This window comes from Mariniluteicoccus flavus (assembly GCF_054776655.1).
Genome location: NZ_BAAHBN010000001.1, coordinates 57,346 through 75,494, shown reverse-complemented (window position 1 = coordinate 75,494; position 18,149 = coordinate 57,346). Strand labels below are relative to the sequence as shown.

Annotated in this window: 20 protein-coding genes and 1 riboswitch; of the genes, 15 read left to right on the top strand and 5 right to left on the bottom strand. The window is 69.6% G+C overall.

Translation table 11 applies throughout. The features are described 5' to 3' along the window. Positions 1-84: 84 nt before the first annotated feature. The 9 genes from ACYVAG_RS00385 (at position 85) to ACYVAG_RS00345 (ending at position 8,240) form a co-directional block, all read left to right on the top strand. Entirely contained in the window at positions 85-813 is a 729-nt protein-coding gene (locus ACYVAG_RS00385; RefSeq protein WP_460765129.1) for a FadR/GntR family transcriptional regulator, read from the top strand. 86 nt (positions 814-899) lie between these two features. Then, positions 900-1,643: a helix-turn-helix transcriptional regulator gene (locus tag ACYVAG_RS00380; RefSeq protein ID WP_460766761.1), complete on the top strand. Its 744-nt coding sequence runs from the start codon at positions 900-902 to the stop codon at positions 1,641-1,643. Position 1,644: 1 nt separating this feature from the next. Continuing rightward, a complete protein-coding gene (sufB, locus tag ACYVAG_RS00375; protein WP_460765127.1) occupies positions 1,645-3,081 on the top strand; it encodes a Fe-S cluster assembly protein SufB in 1,437 nt (478 codons plus the stop codon). A gap of 85 nt (positions 3,082-3,166) precedes the next feature. Further along, positions 3,167-4,393, top strand: a complete 1,227-nt coding sequence (gene sufD, locus ACYVAG_RS00370) for a Fe-S cluster assembly protein SufD (RefSeq protein WP_460766759.1) — start codon at positions 3,167-3,169, stop codon at positions 4,391-4,393. A 5-nt stretch (positions 4,394-4,398) separates the two neighbouring features. After that, on the top strand, positions 4,399-5,166 hold the full coding sequence (sufC, locus tag ACYVAG_RS00365; RefSeq protein WP_460765125.1) for a Fe-S cluster assembly ATPase SufC: 768 nt from the start codon (positions 4,399-4,401) through the stop codon (positions 5,164-5,166). Continuing rightward, positions 5,159-6,493 carry a cysteine desulfurase gene (locus tag ACYVAG_RS00360; RefSeq protein WP_460765123.1) on the top strand — a complete coding sequence of 445 codons (1,335 nt, stop codon included), beginning with the start codon at positions 5,159-5,161 and terminating at the stop codon, positions 6,491-6,493. Before sufC ends, ACYVAG_RS00360 begins: the two co-directional genes overlap by 8 nt. Before the next feature lie 7 nt (positions 6,494-6,500). Continuing rightward, the gene (sufU, locus tag ACYVAG_RS00355) at positions 6,501-6,965 is read left to right on the top strand and encodes a Fe-S cluster assembly sulfur transfer protein SufU (protein WP_460765121.1); all 465 of its coding nucleotides are present in this window, start codon (positions 6,501-6,503) and stop codon (positions 6,963-6,965) included. Between the two features lies 1 nt (position 6,966). Beyond that, complete coding sequence (locus ACYVAG_RS00350) at positions 6,967-7,449, top strand: metal-sulfur cluster assembly factor (protein ID WP_460765119.1); 483 nt, start codon at positions 6,967-6,969, stop codon at positions 7,447-7,449. A gap of 191 nt (positions 7,450-7,640) precedes the next feature. After that, positions 7,641-8,240 carry an SRPBCC family protein gene (locus tag ACYVAG_RS00345; protein WP_460765117.1) on the top strand — a complete coding sequence of 200 codons (600 nt, stop codon included), beginning with the start codon at positions 7,641-7,643 and terminating at the stop codon, positions 8,238-8,240. 15 nt (positions 8,241-8,255) lie between these two features. Here ACYVAG_RS00345 and ACYVAG_RS00340 read toward each other — a convergent pair whose 3' ends face one another. After that, entirely contained in the window at positions 8,256-9,125 is an 870-nt protein-coding gene (locus ACYVAG_RS00340; protein WP_460765115.1) for a LysR family transcriptional regulator ArgP, read from the bottom strand. Positions 9,126-9,195: 70 nt separating this feature from the next. On the opposite strand from ACYVAG_RS00340, the gene ACYVAG_RS00335 reads away from it, so the two are divergent. From ACYVAG_RS00335 to ACYVAG_RS00325, 3 genes are all read left to right on the top strand, one after another. Further along, a complete protein-coding gene (locus ACYVAG_RS00335; protein ID WP_460765113.1) occupies positions 9,196-9,810 on the top strand; it encodes a LysE/ArgO family amino acid transporter in 615 nt (204 codons plus the stop codon). 122 nt (positions 9,811-9,932) lie between these two features. Further along, positions 9,933-11,339 (top strand): MFS transporter, encoded by a 1,407-nt coding sequence (locus ACYVAG_RS00330; RefSeq protein WP_460765111.1) that lies wholly within the window; start codon positions 9,933-9,935, stop codon positions 11,337-11,339. 45 nt (positions 11,340-11,384) lie between these two features. After that, a complete protein-coding gene (locus ACYVAG_RS00325) occupies positions 11,385-11,972 on the top strand; it encodes a flavin reductase family protein (protein WP_460765109.1) in 588 nt (195 codons plus the stop codon). On the opposite strand, the gene ACYVAG_RS00320 is transcribed toward ACYVAG_RS00325, so the two are convergent. Next, positions 11,956-12,534 carry a mycothiol transferase gene (locus ACYVAG_RS00320; protein WP_460765107.1) on the bottom strand — a complete coding sequence of 193 codons (579 nt, stop codon included), beginning with the start codon at positions 12,532-12,534 and terminating at the stop codon, positions 11,956-11,958. The two genes, ACYVAG_RS00325 and ACYVAG_RS00320, sit on opposite strands and share 17 nt — an antisense overlap. A 48-nt stretch (positions 12,535-12,582) precedes the next feature. Then, a complete protein-coding gene (locus ACYVAG_RS00315; RefSeq protein ID WP_460765105.1) occupies positions 12,583-13,146 on the bottom strand; it encodes a DinB family protein in 564 nt (187 codons plus the stop codon). Positions 13,147-13,207: 61 nt separating this feature from the next. On the opposite strand from ACYVAG_RS00315, the gene ACYVAG_RS00310 reads away from it, so the two are divergent. Beyond that, entirely contained in the window at positions 13,208-14,179 is a 972-nt protein-coding gene (locus ACYVAG_RS00310; RefSeq protein WP_460765103.1) for a helix-turn-helix transcriptional regulator, read from the top strand. Positions 14,180-14,207: 28 nt separating this feature from the next. On the opposite strand, the gene ACYVAG_RS00305 is transcribed toward ACYVAG_RS00310, so the two are convergent. Then, positions 14,208-14,603, bottom strand: coding sequence for a RidA family protein (locus ACYVAG_RS00305; RefSeq protein ID WP_460765101.1), 396 nt, complete (start codon positions 14,601-14,603; stop codon positions 14,208-14,210). A gap of 90 nt (positions 14,604-14,693) precedes the next feature. On the opposite strand from ACYVAG_RS00305, the gene ACYVAG_RS00300 reads away from it, so the two are divergent. Continuing rightward, positions 14,694-15,674, top strand: coding sequence for a helix-turn-helix transcriptional regulator (locus ACYVAG_RS00300; protein ID WP_460765099.1), 981 nt, complete (start codon positions 14,694-14,696; stop codon positions 15,672-15,674). On the opposite strand, the gene ACYVAG_RS00295 is transcribed toward ACYVAG_RS00300, so the two are convergent. Next, positions 15,658-15,972, bottom strand: coding sequence for a DMT family transporter (locus tag ACYVAG_RS00295; protein WP_460765097.1), 315 nt, complete (start codon positions 15,970-15,972; stop codon positions 15,658-15,660). The two genes, ACYVAG_RS00300 and ACYVAG_RS00295, sit on opposite strands and share 17 nt — an antisense overlap. An 11-nt stretch (positions 15,973-15,983) precedes the next feature. Beyond that, a riboswitch (guanidine-III (ykkC-III) riboswitch) is annotated at positions 15,984-16,049 on the bottom strand. A 493-nt stretch (positions 16,050-16,542) separates the two neighbouring features. On the opposite strand from ACYVAG_RS00295, the gene ACYVAG_RS00290 reads away from it, so the two are divergent. Further along, positions 16,543-18,141, top strand: coding sequence for an ABC-F family ATP-binding cassette domain-containing protein (locus ACYVAG_RS00290; RefSeq protein WP_460765095.1), 1,599 nt, complete (start codon positions 16,543-16,545; stop codon positions 18,139-18,141). Positions 18,142-18,149: the final 8 nt, after the last annotated feature.

Here is an 18,149-nt window from a genome sequence, read left to right as displayed (position 1 = left end):
TACCGCTGTTGCTGAAGAACTCTAGGGTTTAATGTATGACTTATCAAGATCGATCCGCCTGATACATATTACGAAAGGCTTACGATGGGCGTCACCCTCAGCCCCGCCTCCGAGCTCCCCACCCCGGCGCGCCACGACGCGATCGTCGATCGTCTCGGTCTGGCCATCGTACGCTCGGGCCTCGCCGAGGGGAGCGTCCATCGGGCCGAGGACCTCGAGGCCGAGTTCGGGGCCTCCCGCTCGTCGATGCGGGAGTGCCTGCGCGTGCTGGAGACCCTCGGCATGGTCGCGAGCCGCCGTCGTGTCGGGGTGACCGTCCAGCAGTCTGGCTCCTGGAACGCGTTCGACCCCCGCGTGATCGGCTGGCGACTCGCCTCGGAGGGGCGCAACCAGCAGATCCTCGAGCTCACCCAGCTCCGCGAGGCGATCGAACCCGTGGCGGCCTCGCTGGCCGCCCTTCGGCGCACGCCGGAGGAGGGGCGTCGGCTGACGGTCCTGGCCGGCGAGATGGAGGCCTGCGCCCACGCCGACGACCTCCCGGCCTACCTCGACGCCGACATCGAGTTCCACGCACTGATCCTGCGCGCCTCGCGCAACGACATGTTCGCCCGGCTCGACCACGTGGTCGCCGAGCAGCTGACGGGCCGTCACGGGCTGGGGCTCATCCTGCGCGTCGCCGACGAGGCCCGCAAGCTCCACCTCGACACCGCGGTCGCGATCCAGCGCGGCGAGTCACGACTGGCGGAGGACCGCATGCGGGCCATCGTGCGCCAGGCGGAGGAGGAGATCGAGGCGCTGCTCGGGGACGACTGACCGCGCGCGCCCGCGCCCCGGCGGTCACTTAGGCACACCTTCGTTGACTCTGGATTAATTAACGCAAGAATGGCGTTGTGAAAAGCATGCAGGAACCCGACGCCGTTGGCGTGCCCGGGGCCGATGCGAGCCACGACGACGCATCCACCCGGCAGCGCGTGACCCAGTCGATCATGCAGCACGGCCCGTCCACGGCGGCCGCGCTGGCCGATCGACTGGGCCTGACGTCTGCCGCGATCCGGCGCCACACCACCACCCTCATCGAGCAGGGTCACCTCGAGGCGCGCGAGCAGCGGGTCTATGGCGCGCGTGGGCGCGGCCGTCCGGCGAAGATCTTCGCCCTGACCGACCTCGGCCGGGCCTCGTTCCACCAGGCGTACGACGACCTCGCCATCGCCGCGCTGGCCCAGCTGGCGCGCGCCGGCGGCGACGCCGCGGTCAACGAGTTGGCGAGTGCCCGCGTACGCGAGGTCGAGCAGCGCTATCAGACGCTGCGCGCCGCCGATCCCGAGCGCAACCCGGTCGAGATCCTGGCGGAGGCGCTGAGCGACGACGGCTATGTCGCGTCGACGAAGCCCGCCCACCTCGGCGACCAGCTGTGCCAGCACCACTGCCCGGTGGCCCACGTCGCCCAGCAGTTCCCCCAGCTGTGCGAGGCCGAGACGCGCCTGTTCTCCGAGCTGTTGGGCGTCCACGTCCAGCGGCTCGCCACCATCGCCCACGGCGACGGTGTCTGCACGACCCACATCCCGAAGATCGCCCCCGGCCCCGGGGGCACCTATGGAACGACCATCCCGGTGCGTGCCCGCACCGACAACCGGAAGGGCTGACATGACCCAGATCGACCGTCCCGAGACCGAGGTCACCCAGGACGAGCACCTGGAGGCCCTGGGCAAATATGCGTGGGGCTGGCACGACACCGACACCGCCGGCGCCACGGCGCAGCGCGGCCTGAACGAAGGCGTCGTACGCAACATCTCCGCGCTCAAGAGCGAGCCCCAGTGGATGCTCGACCTGCGGATGAAGGGCCTGAAGCTCTTCGACCGCAAGCCGATGCCGACGTGGGGCGCCGAGCTCGACGAGATCGACTTCGACAACATCAAATACTTCGTCCGCTCCACGGAGAAGCAGGCCCAGACCTGGGACGACCTGCCCGAGGACATCAAGAACACCTACGACAAGCTCGGCATCCCCGAGGCCGAGAAGGCGCGCCTGGTGGCCGGCGTCGCGGCGCAGTACGAGTCGGAGGTCGTCTACCACCAGATCAACGAGGAGCTCGAGCGCCAGGGCGTCATCTTCCTCGACACCGACACCGCGCTGAAGGAGCACCCGGAGCTCTTCGCCGAGTATTTCGCGACCGTCATCCCGACGGGCGACAACAAGTTCTCGGCGCTGAACACCGCGGTGTGGTCGGGCGGCTCGTTCATCTATGTGCCGAAGGGCGTCCACGTGGAGATCCCGCTGCAGGCGTACTTCCGCATCAACACCGAGAACATGGGCCAGTTCGAGCGCACGCTGATCATCGTCGACGAGGGCGCCTACGTGCACTACGTCGAGGGCTGCACCGCGCCGATCTATTCGTCCGACTCGCTCCACTCGGCCGTGGTCGAGATCATCGTGAAGAAGAACGCGCGCTGCCGCTACACGACCATCCAGAACTGGTCGAACAACGTCTACAACCTCGTCACCAAGCGCGCCACCTGCGAGGAGGGCGCGACGATGGAGTGGATCGACGGCAACATCGGCTCCAAGGTCACGATGAAATATCCGGCCGTCTACATGATGGGCGCCCACGCCCGTGGTGAGACCCTCTCGATCGCCTTCGCGGGCGAGGGGCAGCACCAGGACGCGGGCTCGAAGATGGTCCACTGCGCGCCCTACACGTCGAGCTCGATCATCTCGAAGTCGGTCGCGCGCGGCGGCGGCCGCTCGTCCTACCGCGGCCTCGTGCAGGTCCAGGAGGGCGCCCACCACTCGGCGTCGACCGTGAAGTGCGACGCGCTGCTGGTCGACCAGATCTCGCGTTCCGACACCTACCCCTACGTCGACGTCCGCGAGGACGACGTGTCGATGGCCCACGAGGCCACCGTCTCGAAGGTGTCCGACGACCAGTTGTTCTATCTGATGTCGCGCGGCATGGAGGAGGACGAGGCCATGGCGATGATCGTGCGCGGCTTCGTCGAGCCCATCGCGAAGGAGCTCCCGATGGAGTACGCGCTGGAGCTCAACCGCCTGATCGAACTGCAGATGGAAGGCGCCGTCGGCTGACGCCGGTTCGGTCACACGTTGGCTGAGCGAGCACAGCGAGTCGAAGCCCCGAACCTCAACCCAGAAAGAGAATCCCACCTTGTCCGTGGACACCAAGCCCAACGTGGCGCAGGCGGTCGAGACCTCGATCCCGTCCCACCTGCACCCCACGCCGTCGTACGACCTGGCCGACCATGCGGTCCCGAAGGGCCGCGAGGAGATCTGGCGGTTCACGCCGCTGAAGCGCCTCCGCGGCCTGCTCGAGGCCGACGGCACCGGCGCTCGTCTGCAGTGGAACGCCCAGGTCCCGCAGGGCGTCACGGTCACCGAGATCGACGCCGACACGGCGCGTACGCTCGGTGGCCGCGCGCCCGGTGACCGGCTGGCGGCCATGGCTGCCGCCCACGCGGGCGGCGCCGTACGCGTCGACGTGCCGGCCAACGCCGAGCTGGCCGAGCCGGTCGTCATCGACCTGGCGGGCGCCTCGGTCGACGACGTCGTGCACAGCCACGTCGTGTTCACGGTCGGCAGCCACGCCCGCGCCACGATCGCCCTGCGCCACACGGGCTCGGCGACGTACGCGAACCTCACCCAGGTCGTCGTCGGCGACGGCGCCCAGGTGACGTTCGTGTCGATCGCCGACTGGGCCGACGACGCCGTCCACACCGGCCAGACGTCGTTCACCGTCGGGCGCGATGCCGAGGTCAAGAGCGTGTCGGTCTCGCTGGGCGGCGACCTCGTCCGCGTCGTCGAGTCCGCCGACTATGCCGGCCCCGGCGGCTCGATCGAGCAGTACGGGCTCTATTTCGTCGACGCCGGCCAGCACATCGAGCACCGCCTGTTCGTCGACCACAACCAGCCCCACACGAAGTCGAACGTCGACTACCGCGGCGCGCTGCAGGGCCAGAAGGCCCATTCGGTGTGGGTCGGCGACGTGTTGATCCGCAAGGTGGCCGAGGGCATCGAGACCTACGAGTCCAACAAGAACCTCGTGCTGACCGACGGCTGCCAGGCCGACTCCGTGCCGAACCTCGAGATCGAGACCGGCGAGATCGCGGGTGCCGGCCACGCGTCCACCACGGGCCGCTTCGACGACGAGCAGCTGTTCTATCTGCGCAGCCGCGGCATCGACGAGACCGAGGCGCGCCGCCTCGTCGTCCACGGCTTCTTCGCCGACATCATCCGCCGCATCGGCGTGCCCGCCGTCGAGGAGAAGCTCCTCGAGGCCATCGAGACCGAGCTCGCCCAGACGGTCGGCACGCCATCCCACCGCGAGGGGACCGACCCCCTCGACCCCGCGCAGTCCACCACCACGAACTCCCAGGAAGCCTGATAGCCATGACCAAGCTCGAGATCATCGACCTCCACGTGTCCGTCAACACCGAGCAGGGTGCGAAGGAGATCCTCAAGGGCGTCGACCTCACGATCAACTCCGGCGAGGTCCACGCGATCATGGGGCCGAACGGCTCCGGCAAGTCGACGCTGGCGTACTCGATCGCCGGCCACCCGAAATATGACGTGACGGGCGGCCGCGTGCTGCTCGACGGCGAGGACATCCTCGAGATGTCGGTCGACGAGCGCGCCCGCGCGGGCCTGTTCCTCGCGATGCAATACCCCGTCGAGGTTCCCGGCGTCTCGGTGTCGAACTTCCTGCGCACCGCGAAGACCGCCCTCGACGGCGAGGCGCCGAAGCTGCGCACGTTCGTCAAGGAGGTCAACGAGGCCATGGAGCGCGTGAACCTCGACAAGTCGTTCGCCCAGCGCTCGGTCAACGAGGGCTTCTCCGGCGGCGAGAAGAAGCGCCACGAGATCGCCCAGCTCGAGATGTTGAACCCGCGCTTCGCCGTGCTCGACGAGACCGACTCCGGCCTCGACATCGACGCGCTGCGCATCGTCTCCGACGGCGTGAACCGCTATTCGGCGCAGGGCGATCGCGGCGTGCTGCTGATCACCCACTACACGCGCATCCTGAACTACATCAAGCCCGACTACGTCCACGTCTTCGTCGACGGCCGCATCGCCGAACAGGGCGGCGCCGAGCTCGCGACCCAGCTCGAGGCGGAGGGCTACGACAAGTACGTGAAGGCGGCCCGCGCGAATGCCTGATCCGTCCGCACCCCAGGCCGCCAACCCCGAGATCCCCCTCACGGAGGAGCTCGGCGACGTGAGCCTGCCCGCGGGCGATCGGGTCGGCGGCCCGGGGTTCGACGTCGAGGCCGTACGCCGCGACTTCCCGATCCTCAGCCGGGAGTCGGGCGGCCGGCCGGTCGTCTATCTCGACTCCGCGAACACGTCGCAGAAGCCGTTCGCGGTGATCGACGCGATCGCCGAGCACTATCGCGACCACAACGCCAACGTGGCTCGCGCCATGCACCTGCTGGGCGCCGAGGCGACCGACGCGTTCGAGGGCGGCCGCGCGAAGGTGGCCGCGTTCATCGGCGCCGCGCAGTCCGAGGAGGTCGTGTTCACCAAGAACGCCTCCGAGGCGCTGAACCTCTGTGCCCACTCGCTGGGCGCGCGGCTCGGCCCCGGCGACGAGGTCGTCATCTCGGTGATGGAGCACCACTCCAACATCGTGCCGTGGCAGATGTTGTGCGAGCGCACGGGCGCGACCCTGCGATGGTTCGACATCACCGACGAGGGTCGGCTCGACCTCGACGCCGCCCGCCGTGACGGGATCATCAACGAGCGCACGAAGATCGTGTCGGTCACGTGGGTGTCCAACGTGCTCGGCACCGTGAACCCCGTGCGCGAGATCGCCGACCAGGCCCACTCCGTCGGCGCCACGATGGTGGTCGACGCGTCGCAGGCCGTGCCGCAGGTCCCCACCGACGTGGCCGAGCTGGGCGCCGACCTGGTGGCCTTCACCGGCCACAAGATGGTCGGCCCGACCGGCATCGGAGTGCTGTGGGGCCGCTATGACCTCCTCGCCGAGCTGCCGCCGTTCCTCGGCGGCGGCGAGATGATCGAGGTCGTGAAGATGACGGGCTCGACGTTCGCCCCGCCGCCCCACCGCTTCGAGGCCGGCACGCCGCCGATCGCCCAGGCCGCGGGCCTCGGCGCGGCGGTCGACTATCTGTCCGCGCTCGGCATGGAGTCGATCGCGGCCCACGAGGCCGACATCACCGCGTACGCGCTCGAGGGCCTGAAATCCCTTCCCGGGTTGAGGATCCTCGGCCCGGCCGAGGCGGTGGAGCGCGGGGGAGCGGTGTCGTTCACGCTCGACGACATCCACCCCCACGACGTGTCGCAGCTCCTCGACTCGAAGCTGGTCGCGGTGCGCGGCGGACACCACTGTGCCCGACCGCTCCACGAGCGGCTCGGCGTGCAGTCGTCGACGCGCGCCTCGTTCTACCTCTACACCACGCGCGCCGAGGTCGACGCCCTCGTCGACGGGCTCGCGTACACCATCAAGTTCTTCCGGGGAAGGTGATTGCGACGTGAATGTCGAGGAGCTCTATCAGGAGATCATCCTGGACCACTATCGCGAGAAGCATCACAGCGGGCTGCGTACGCCGTTCGAGGCCGAGGTGCACCACGTGAACCCCAGCTGCGGCGACGAGTTGACGCTGCGCGTCCACGTCGAGGACGGGCGGGTCGCCGACGTGTCCTATGACGGCGTGGGCTGCTCGATCTCGCAGGCGTCGACGTCGGTGATGACCGATCTGGTCATCGGCCACCCCGTGACCCACGGGCTGGAGCTGCATGACGAGTTCCGCGAGATGATGCAGTCGAAGGGCCGCATCGAGCCCGACGAGGACCGCTTCGAGGACGCGATCGCGTTCGCTGGAGTGGCGAAGTTCCCGGCGCGCGTGAAGTGCGCCCTGCTCGGGTGGTCGGCGTTCAAGGACGCCGTCGCCCAGGCATCCGTAGGTGCCGGATCGACCACCGAGAAGGAGTCCTGAGATGACCCAGAACCCTGAGATGACCCACGCTCCCGAGGCGACCACGAATCTCGAGGCCGCCGAGGGCGACCACCACACCCAGTCCGACCGGGCCGAGGAGGCGGCGAACCAGCGTCCGTCCGACCTGGTCAAGGACACCCTGCCCGACGAACCCGCCGTCACGCCCGCCGGTGACAAGCCCGACGTCGAGCAGATCACCGAGGCGCTGAAGGACGTCGTCGACCCCGAGCTCGGCATCAACGTCGTCGACCTCGGCCTCGTCTATGGCCTCCACGTCGACGACGACCACTCGGTGACGGTCGACATGACGCTGACGTCAGCGGCCTGCCCGCTGACCGACGTGATCGAGGACCAGGTCTCGTCGGCGCTCGCCGATCTCACGACGCGCTCGGCGATCAACTGGGTCTGGATGCCGCCGTGGACGCCGGAGAAGATCAGCGACGACGGCCGCGACCAGCTGCGGGTGCTGGGCTTCAACGTCTGACTCACCCCTGACGTCGGGCTCCGCCCTCAGAACGCAACTTGTGCACACCGCTGCGCAGGTTGCGTTCTGCGTTCGGCGTGTCGACACAACCCGCGCACACGAGACGACCTGCGCGTACGCGGCCCTGCGGCCCGCCGATGCCTTCACGAGATGCTGGGGCGTCAGGATCGTCGATCGGCATACTGAGCCCCATGGACTCCCGAATCCAGGACCTCATCGACGCCCGTCCGCCCCAGGCCTCGCTCGACCGCGTCGAGGGCCGGCTCCTCCTCACCATGGTGCGGGAGCTCCCGGTCGACGCCGCGTGGCTGTGGGCGAAGGTCACCGACCCGGCCGAGTTGGCGCGCTGGTCGCCGATCGTCCCCGAGCGCCCGCTCACCGAGACCGGACCCGTCCTGTCGACCGAGTCGCCGGGCCAGGATCCCGTCACGGCCGATGTCGAGGTGGTCGACGCGCCCAACGCCCTGGTCCACCGGTGGGGTGACCACCTCGTGCGCTGGGGCGTCGTCGACCTCGGACCGACAGCGCAGCTCGGCCTCCAGGAGGCGTTCGACGAGCCCTCCGAGGCGCCGCTGTACGCGGCCGGGTGGCACGTCTGCCTCGCCGTGCTCGAGGGCCTCGCCCAGGGGCTCGACGTGCCGCGCGTCGTCGGAGCCGACGCCCTCGCGTACGGCTGGGAGGCGCTGCGCGAGCGGTACGCGGAGATCCTCGGCGAGCCCGCGTCCACCCAGGGCAACGTCGCCGATCTCGGACCGACGCCCAGCGGGGGCGGCGGCGGCGAGTCGTGGTGAGCTGATCGCCCTCCGTCAGTCCAACCCGCTCCGCGCCGCCTCGGCGAACGCCCGCCCGACGGCGTCGAGGGTGGGGGATTCGAGCTTCCACTGCTGCCAGAACAGCGGCACGCGGATCGCCTCGCCCGCCACGAGTTCGACCAGACCTCCGGTCGCCTGGCGCGTCGGGATCATGCCCCAGCCGAGCCCGAGGCGGACGGCGGCCGCGTACGTCGTGGACTCCGGCACGTAGTGGACGGGCGGGTCGAGCCGTCGCCGGGTCCGGCGCCGCATCCACCGCGCCTGCAGGTCGTCGGACCGGTCGAAGTTCACGACCGGGGCGTCCGCGAGCGCCTCGGGCGTGATGCCGTCGCCGAACCAGCGGTCCACGAACTCGGGCGTCGCCATGGGACGGTAGGCCATCGCCCCCAGCCGCGTGACCCGGCATCCGGGCACGGGCTCGGACACCGAGGTGACCGCGGCCATGGCGGTGCCGTCCCGCAGGGGAGCGGTCGACTGGTCCTGGTCCTCGCGTCGCACGTCGAAGACCACGGGCAGCTCGCGTGCGACGCGCTGCAGCGGTTCGAGCGCCCACGTGGACAGGGAATCGGCGTTGATCACCAGGGTGATGACCGTGCGGACCGATCCCTGCCCCAGCTCGGTCAGGGCGTCGGCGCGGAGCAGCGCCTCCTGGCGCCCCAGCCGCAGGAGCACGCGCCCCGACTCGGTCGGCTCGACGGGGCGCGTACGCCGCACGACCGCGCGACCGACCGCCTCCTCGAGCGCGCGGATCCGTTGTGAGACAGCGGACGGGGAGATCCCCAACACGTACGCGGCCCCCTCGAACGACTCCTCGTCGACGACCGCGACGAGGGTGGCGAGGTGGGCGGAGTCGAAATCGCTCATGAAGCAATGCTAAAGGTGGTGAAGAATCTTCAGTTGGACGACACCATTCGGGGCGCCTAGCGTGGGTGCCATGACCACCGCATCCGTCCTCGCCGCCCTCGCCGGGCTGGGCTTCGGCCTGTCCCTCATCGTGGCCATCGGCGCCCAGAACGCCTTCGTGCTGCGCCAGGGCCTGCGCCGCGAGCACGTGCTGCCCGTGGTCGCCATCTGCGCCCTCTCGGACCTCGTGCTGATCGCGGCCGGCGTCGCGGGCGTCGGCGCCCTCATCGAGGGCGTGCCGTGGTTGGTGACGGTCATCCGGTTCGCCGGCGCGGCGTTCCTCATCGTCTATGCCCTGTTGGCCTTCCGGCGCGCGTTGTCGAGCGAGAAGCTGACGACCGACACCACGGGGGCCGGCATCTCGCTGCGCCGCGCGGTGCTCACGGCGATGGCCTTCACCTGGCTCAACCCCCACGTCTATCTCGACACCGTGATGCTGCTCGGCTCGGTGGCGAACGCGTACGCGGGCCACCGCTGGGCCTTCGCCGTCGGGGCCGGGACCGGCAGCATCGTCTGGTTCGCCGGCCTGGGGTTCGGGGCCCGGGCCCTCGGCGGCGTCTTCGCCAAGCCGCGCGCCTGGCAGGTGTTCGACATCGTCATCGGCGTGATCATGCTGGCGCTGGGCGTACGCCTGGCCCTCGGCTAGGCCGAACGCGCGGCCGCGTCTTGTCAGGCGTACCAGAATGTGGCCCACACCTCTCGAAGCGTGAGACCGCCCCTAGCCTGTGCCCGCCACATCTGGCACACCCCGCCGCACCAGGAGCACCCATGACCGACACCGCCGAGTTGCCGCCGAGGATCGAGACGGGACACAACCCGAACTCGCCGAAGCGTGTCCTCACTGCCAGCCTCGTGGGCACCACGATCGAGTTCTTCGACTTCTATGCCTACGGCACCGCCGCCTCGCTCGTCTTCCCGAGCCTGTTCTTCCCGTCCAAGAACCCCACCACCGAGCTTCTCGCGTCCTTCGCGGTGTTCGGCGTGGCCTTCCTCGCGCGCCCGTTGGGCTCGCTGATCTTCGGCCACTACGGCGACCGGATCGGGCGCAAGAAGACGCTCGTGGCGAGCCTGCTGGTCATGGGCATCGGCACGTTCCTCATCGGCTGCCTCCCGACCGCACACACGCCCGGCTGGTCGATCCTCGCGCCGCTCTTCCTTGTGGTGCTGCGTTTCGCGCAGGGCATCGGTCTTGGCGGTGAGTGGTCGGGCGCGGCGCTGCTGGCCACCGAGAACGCCCCGGAGGGCAAACGCGCCATCTACGGCACATTCCCGCAGCTGGGTGCGCCGATCGGCTTCCTGCTGTCGAACCTGCTGTTCCTCCTGCTGAACCAGAACATGAGCGCCGCCACGTTCAGCGCGTGGGGCTGGCGCATCCCGTTCCTGGTGTCGGCGATCCTCGTCGCGGTCGGCCTCTATGTCCGCTTCCAGCTCATCGAGACCCCGTCGTTCCAGAAGGTGCTCGACGAGAACCAGGTCGTGAAGCTGCCGCTCGCGCGCGTGCTGAAGACCTCGTGGAAGCCGCTCATCCTCGGCACGATCATCATGGTCGCGACCTACGTGATCTTCTACATGATGACGGCGTTCACGCTGACCTACGGCACCGCGCCGAACATCGTCGAGAAGGCAGCGGCCGCCGCCGCCAAGGCCGGCAAGCCGTTCAACCCGGCCGGTTTCACCCCCGGCCTGGGCTTCGCGCGCACCGAGTTCCTGACGTTCCTCATCCTGGCCGTGGTGTTCTTCGGCATCTTCACCGTGGTCTCCGGACCGCTCGCGGAGAAGCTCGGACGCCGCCGCATGCTGCTGGGGGTGACCGTGCTGATCGCCGCGTACGGACTGGCCCTCCACCCGATCTTCAACGCCGGCCGCCACGGTGCCCTCGCCGGTCTGGTCATCGGCTTTTCCCTGATGGGGTTGACCTACGGGCCGATGGCTGCGTACCTGCCGGAGCTGTTCCCGTCGAACGTGCGCTACACCGGATCGGCCATCGCCTACAACATGGCGTCGGTCGTCGGCGCCGGTCCCGCGCCGTTCGCGCTCGTCGCCCTGTGGCAGCTCAACGGCGGCAAGATCTGGTATGTCGGTCTCTATGTGGTCGCCGCTGCCATCACCACGATCATCGGCCTGGCGCCGGCCCAGGAGACGCGCGACGCGGCGTACCACGACAACGTGTCCTGATGCCGTTGTCGGACGTACGCGTGGGGCGTGGGTTAGCGTGAACCCATGACGATGCGTGAAATCGCGGTCGCCGAGCTGGCGGCACCGGAGCCCTATCGATTGCTGACAGGGTTGGTGATCCCGCGCCCCATCGCGTGGGTCAGCACCGTCGACGCCGACGGGCGTCCGAACCTCGCGCCCCACTCGTTCTTCACCGTCGCCTCGGGCGAGCCCCCGATCGTCCAGTTCACCTCGGTCGGACGCAAGGGCTCGCTGACCAACATCGAGGCGACCGGCGAGTTCGTGGTCAACCTCGCCTCGCGCTCGCAGCTCGAGGCGATGAACGCCACGTCGGCGTCCCTGCCGCACGGGGAGTCGGAGTTCGCGCACGCAGGGCTGACCGAGGAGCCCAGCGTACGCGTCCGTCCGCCACGGGTGGGCGGATCGCCGGCCGTTCTGGAATGTGTGCTGGAGCAGGTGATCCCGGTCGGTGACTCCTTCATCGTGCTGGGCCGCGTCGTGCACGCCGCCGTCGCGGAGGAGGCCATGAACGGCGACCGGCCCGTCGAGTCGGTGCTCGACCCGATGGCCCGGCTGTCCGGATCGCGCTACACGACGTTCGGCGAGCAGGTCTCGCTCAAGCGCCCGAAGTAGCCCCAACCGGTCGCCACGGGGTGATGTACGCGTTGCCATCGCGCCCCTCGACCGCGAACCGCAGGCCCATGGCGTCAGCGCCGTCGACCTGCTCGCGGATGATGTCGGCGTGGCCCGCGTGGCGGCCGAACTCGTCGATGTGGTGGGCGAGCAGCAGCCGGGTGGAAGCCTGCGTGGGCTCGAGGATGTCCTCCCACGGCTTCGGCGCGACGGTCATCTCGGCGTCCGGGTCGAGGCCCGCGATCGCCTGCAGATAGGCGATCCGGGTCTCGTCGAACCGGGCGAGCAGGGCGTCGATCGTCTCGTCGGGAGCCGCCATGAAGCTCGACATGAACTCCTTCGCGCCCTCCGCGGTGCCGGACTCGCTCCGCCGTCGACCGATCTGGGTCGCCATCACCCACGTGCAGTGCTTGATGATGCCGCCGATCGACAGCGTCGACCGGCAGGGGGTCTCGCGCGCCTGGTCGTCGGTGAGGCCGTGCGCGGAGTTTCGGATGCCGTCGAGCATCTCGGAGATGTAGCCGACGTAGGTTTCGGACTCGGTGTGGATGGCGGGAAACATGGGATCTCCTGGTGGGGTTGGGTTCTGCGGGGGTGGGGTGAGGTGGGGTCAGCGGTGCGCGTACAGGTCGCGGAGCAGCGCGATCTCCGCGCCGTGGTGGATGACCTCGCGATTGATGTGGAGCACGAGGTCGAGCATGGGCAGTTCAAAGTAGGGGCCGCCCGGTTCGCCCTCGTGACACGGCCGGGCCAACGCCTCGACGTCGAGCCCGTGTACGCCGGCGACCCACCGCGCGTACTGCTCGTCGAGCTGGTCGAGGGCGCCGTCGGCCGTGCCGGCGTAGTCCCACGCCTGGTAGGACGTCTCTGGGTGTCCGAAGTGGTCGGCGTTGCGCATCGCCAACACTCCGACGATCACGTGGCCGAGCCGCCACGCGATCGTGGTGACCGGGGGCGGGGTGGGCTCGGGGAACGCGAAGTCGATCTCGATGTCGCCGGCCCCGGCGGCCATCGGCGTGGCGCCGGTGCCCATCGGGTGGACGTTCCAGGCGCCGGCAACGGGCTCCCAGCGGTATTCGTCGTCGGTGAGCCCGTCGAGCCGTGGACGCAGCTGGGTCGTCCAGTGGTGGTCGAGTTGGTCGAGGGCGGCCTGGGTGATCTCGTGTGTGCTCATGTCTTCACTGTCGACCCCGGCTAGGACAGATCCTGTCCGCAGTGTCTGGCAGCCTTGGTCCATGACCGATCCGACCTATCGCGTGCTCTCCCTGCTGAGCCTGCTGGAGTCGCGCGCCGTGTGGAGCGGGACCGAGCTCGCCGATCGGCTCGGCGTCACGACGCGCACGGTCCGACGCGACGTCGACCGCCTGCGGACGCTGGGCTATCCCGTCACCGGCGAGCAGGGTGCCGAGGGCGGCTATCGCCTCGGCCGCGGCACGCGCCTGCCGCCGCTGGTGCTGGACGACGACGAGGCCGTCGCGGTCGCGGTGGGCCTCCGGCAGGCCGCGGCCGGAGCTGTCAGCGGCATCGAGGAGCAGGCGCTGCGGGCGCTGACCAAACTCGAGCAGGTGTTGCCCGGCCGGCTCGTGCCGGTGGTGCGCGCCATCGACGCGTCGACGGCCACGCTCGACCTGACCGGCGTGCCCCGCGCCGACGCCGACGTGCTCGCGCGGCTGGCCCGCGCGACGAGCGACGGCGTACGCGTGCGGTTCACCTACGCCACGCCGGGCCGTGCGCCGGCCGAGCGCGATGTCGAGCCCGTCCGGCTCCTCACCACGGGCCGCCTCTGGTATCTCTTCTGCTTCGACCGCGACCGCGACGACTGGCGCACCTTCAGGCTGGACCGCATGGCCGACCTCCACGTCACCACGTTCCGCTTCCCGGCGCGGCCCTCGCCCGACCCCGCCGAGCACGTACGCCGGGCCATGGCCACGCCCGTCTGGCCGGTCAACGCCGTCGTGCGCCTCCACGCGCCGCTCGCCGAGGTCGAGAAGCGGGTGACACGATGGCACGCCACGCTCACCGAGGTGGCCGAGGGCGTCACCGAGGTGCGGGCGGGCGCCGACGACATGGCGGCGATCGCGCGGCACCTTGCCCTGGCCGCCCTCGACCTCGGCGCCGAGCTCGAGGTGGTCGAGCCGGTCGAGCTGCGCGCCGCGCTGCGGGAGGTGGGGGCGCGGATCGCGGCTTTCGGAATGGTCGACGAGTGAGTCCGTGGGTCTTCGCCCGGGTGAGGACCTAGTCGACCGCCGTGCCCTCGAGCTCGACGAATTGGCCGGGGATCGCGAGCCTCGTCACACCGAGCATGGTCGTCGCCGGCGCGGCGCGGCGCGCTCCGAGTCGGCCCGCCAGCACCCCGTAGTGGGGGAAGAGGGCATCGATGTCGGTCGTGTAGACGTTCAGCCGCACGAGGTTCGCGAGCGACATGCCGGCGTCGGAGAGGACGGCCTCGAGGTTGTCCAGCGCGAGGGCGAGCTGCGCCCCCATGTCGCCCTCGTGGGCGGGCTGGCCGTCGCCGGTCATCGCGGTCTGCCCGGAGATGTACAGGGTGCGGGACTCGCCTGACACGAGCTCGCCCTGGTTGAAGCCCATCTCCTTGGACCAGGTCACCGGGTTGATTGCTGTGCGCTCCATTGCTGCTCCGTTCGCTGTGGTGGTGTGCGTCCGCCCAGCCTCGTGTCGAAACCTGACACCCTGTGTCAGATTTTCTCCTAGAGTTTCGTCGTGCGCGCCGATCGGTTGGTCTCCCTCGTGCTGCTGCTGCGCCAGCGCGGCCGCATGACGGCCGACGCGCTCGCCGCCGAGCTCGAGGTCTCGCCCCGGACCGTGCTTCGCGACATCGAGGCCCTCTCCACGGCGGGAGTGCCGGTGTACGCGGAGCGCGGTCGGCACGGAGGATTCGCCCTGCTCCCCGGCTTCCGCACCGAGCTCACCGGTCTGAACCACGACGAGGCCCTCGCCCTGTTGACCGCAGGATCGGGCAGCGGCGAACGCGCCTTCGGGCTCGGGTCGGCCCTCGCCTCCGCGATGCGGAAGGTGGTCGACGCGCTGCCGGAAGGCCACCGCGTGGGCGTCGGCGACGCCTCCCAGCGGCTGTTGGTCGAGCCGGAGACCGACCTGCTCTCCCGGCGCCAGACGGTCGACGAGGTCAGCAAACCGCTGGTGGCCGAGGTGCGCAGGGCCGTGCTCGCGGGGCGGAGACTGCACTTCGCCTATGCGGCGCCCGGAAGGGCCACGAAGTCACACACGGTGGACCCGATCGGTCTCGTGACCGTGCGGGGTCACACCTACCTGCTGGCCCTTCGTGACGGCGAGGACCGCACGTTCCGGCTCTCCCGGATCATCGAGGTCGAGGTGCTGGCCGACGCCGCCCGGCGTCCGGCCCGGGTCGATCTCGACCGCCTCTGGCGCGACCGGGCCGCGCAATTCCTGTCCGAGGACCACCTCAGGGCCGTCATCAGGATCGTGCCCGCGTGCCGCGAAGCGCTGCTGGAGGCATCGCGGGCTGTGCTCGACGAGCGGCAGGAGCCCGACGGCCGGCTCAGGCTCGAGGTCATGTTCGAGGATCTCCGGCACGCCACGTGGGCGGTCTGGCAGCTCGGCGCGGACGCCGAAGCACTGGCGCCGCAGGCGCTGCGTACCGGACTTCGCGACCGCGCCGCCGCGCTCGTCGATCGCTACGGCGACCTCAGTGGAGGGCCTTGAGCCCCGCCACGCAGCCGAGGATCCCGAGGATCAGCACGATCTTGGCCACGCTCACGGACTCGGACCCCGTGAGCATCGCGTACGCCACGGTCGTCACGCCGCCGATGCCGACCCACACCACGTACGCCGTCCCGACCGGCAGGGTCTTCAACGCCCAGCCGAGGCCGCCGACGCTGATCACCGACCCGATGAGGAAGACCACGACGGGCCAGAACCGGGTGAAGCCGTTCGAACGGTCGAGGGCTGTTGCCCAGACGGCCTCGAACAGGCCGGAGATGATGAGGACGATCCACGCCATGGTCCACTCCTGGTGGCCGTCTTGTCGCGTGTCCGGGTACGGCTCCCTCGTCCGGGGCCCGGGTTGTCGGGCCTGAATCAAATGACAGCACGGGCCGACGAGCCGGGCAACTTCGCCAGACCCGACGGATTCGCCAGACCCGACGGATACGACGGGCTGCCGCACCGAACTGTGGACGATGTGCGTAGATCAATCGTCCAACCCGTGAAATTGCGGTCGAGATGGTCTATCGGCGCACATCGTCCATGAACCCAATCAGGGCGGGGACGGCGACGGCCGTTCTTACGCTCGCCGCCGACCACAGGACCACAGGCCGCCATTCCAGGCCGTCATTCGCGAGGCGGCCCCTGGTCCCCGTGGCGGCCTGCATGCGGGCCGTCATGCGCACCTTCGGCCGCCATACGGATGGCGGCCCCGGATGGCGGCCTCGCAGGACGGGCCCCGGATCGTGGCCCCGCTGAGGGAACGCCGGGTGTTGCGGCTTCGACTCGCTGCGCTCGCTCAGCCAACGGATCGCTCGACGGCACGCGGGGATTTGGGGCAGCGCGCCGCGTACGGAATCATGGCCGGGTGCTGAGTGTCCGAGACCTTGAAGTGCGCGCGGGAGCGCGCCTGTTGCTGTCCCCGGTCTCGTTCCAGGTGTCACCGGGCGAGAAGGTCGGCCTCGTCGGCCGCAACGGCGCCGGCAAGACGACCATGACCCGCATCCTCGCCGGCGACGGCCAGCCCGCGAGCGGGCAGGTCACGCGCACCGGCAAGATCGGCTACCTGCCGCAGGATCCCCGCACCGGCGACCTCGAGCAACTGGCCCGCGACCGCATCCTGTCCGCGCGCGGGCTCGACCAGATCGTCACGCGGCTGCGTACGGCCGAGGACGGCATGTCGGACGACGACCCCGCCACGCGCGAGAAGGCGATGGACCGCTATTCGCGCGCGTTGGCCGAGTTCGAGGCCGCGGGCGGGTATGCCGCCGAGTCGGAGGCTGCGCGCATCTCGTCGAACCTCAACCTGCCCGAGCGCATCCTCACCCAGCCCCTGCGTACGCTGTCGGGCGGCCAGCGTCGTCGCGTCGAGCTGGCCCGCATCCTCTTCTCCGACGCCGATTCCCTGCTCCTCGACGAGCCCACCAACCACCTCGACGCCGACTCGATCCACTGGCTGCGCGGGTTCCTGCAGACCTATCCGGGCGCCGTGGTGATGATCTCCCACGACACCGGTCTGCTGGATTCCGTGGTGAACAAGGTGTTCCACCTCGACGCCAACCGCGCCGAGCTGGACGTCTATTCGATGAACTGGAAGCGCTACCTGCAACAGCGCGAGACCGACGAGAAGCGGCGCAAGCGCGAGCGCATGAACGCCGAGCGCAAGGCCGACCAGCTGTTCACCCAGGCCGCCAAGATGGGCGCCAAGGCCACGAAAGCCGTTGCTGCACAGCAGATGGCGAAGCGCGCCGAGAAGCTGCTCGCCGGCATCGAGGGCGAGCGCGTGCAGGACAAGGTGGCCGCGATCCGGTTCCCCGAGCCGGCCCCGTGCGGCAAGACCCCCTTGCAGGCCAGCGATCTGAGCAAGACCTACGGCTCGCTGGAGGTCTTCATGGCCGTCGACCTCGCGATCGACAAGGGCTCGAAGGTCATCATCATCGGCCTCAACGGTGCCGGCAAGACGACGCTGCTGCGCATCCTCGCGGGCGTCGAGCAGCCCGACACCGGCGAGGTCGTCCCCGGCCACGGCCTGCGGATCGGCTATTTCGCGCAGGAGCACGACACCATCGACACCGAGCGCACCGTGCTGCAGAACATGGTGTCGGCGTCGCCCGACCTCAATGACACCGACGTACGCAAGGTCCTCGGCTCGTTCCTGTTCACCGGTGACGACGTCGAGAAGCCCGCGAAGGTGCTGTCGGGTGGCGAGAAGACCCGACTGTCGCTGGCGATGCTCGTGGTGTCGGGCGCCAACGTCCTGCTCCTCGACGAGCCCACCAACAACCTCGACCCCGCGTCGCGCGCCGAGGTGCTCGAGGCGATCCGCACCTATGCGGGCTCCGTCGTCCTCGTCACCCACGACGACGGCGCGGCCGAGGCGCTCGACCCCGACCGTGTGCTGATCCTGCCCGACGGCGTCGAGGACCACTGGGGTCCTGAATATGCGGAGCTCATCTCGCTCGCCTGACGGCTACG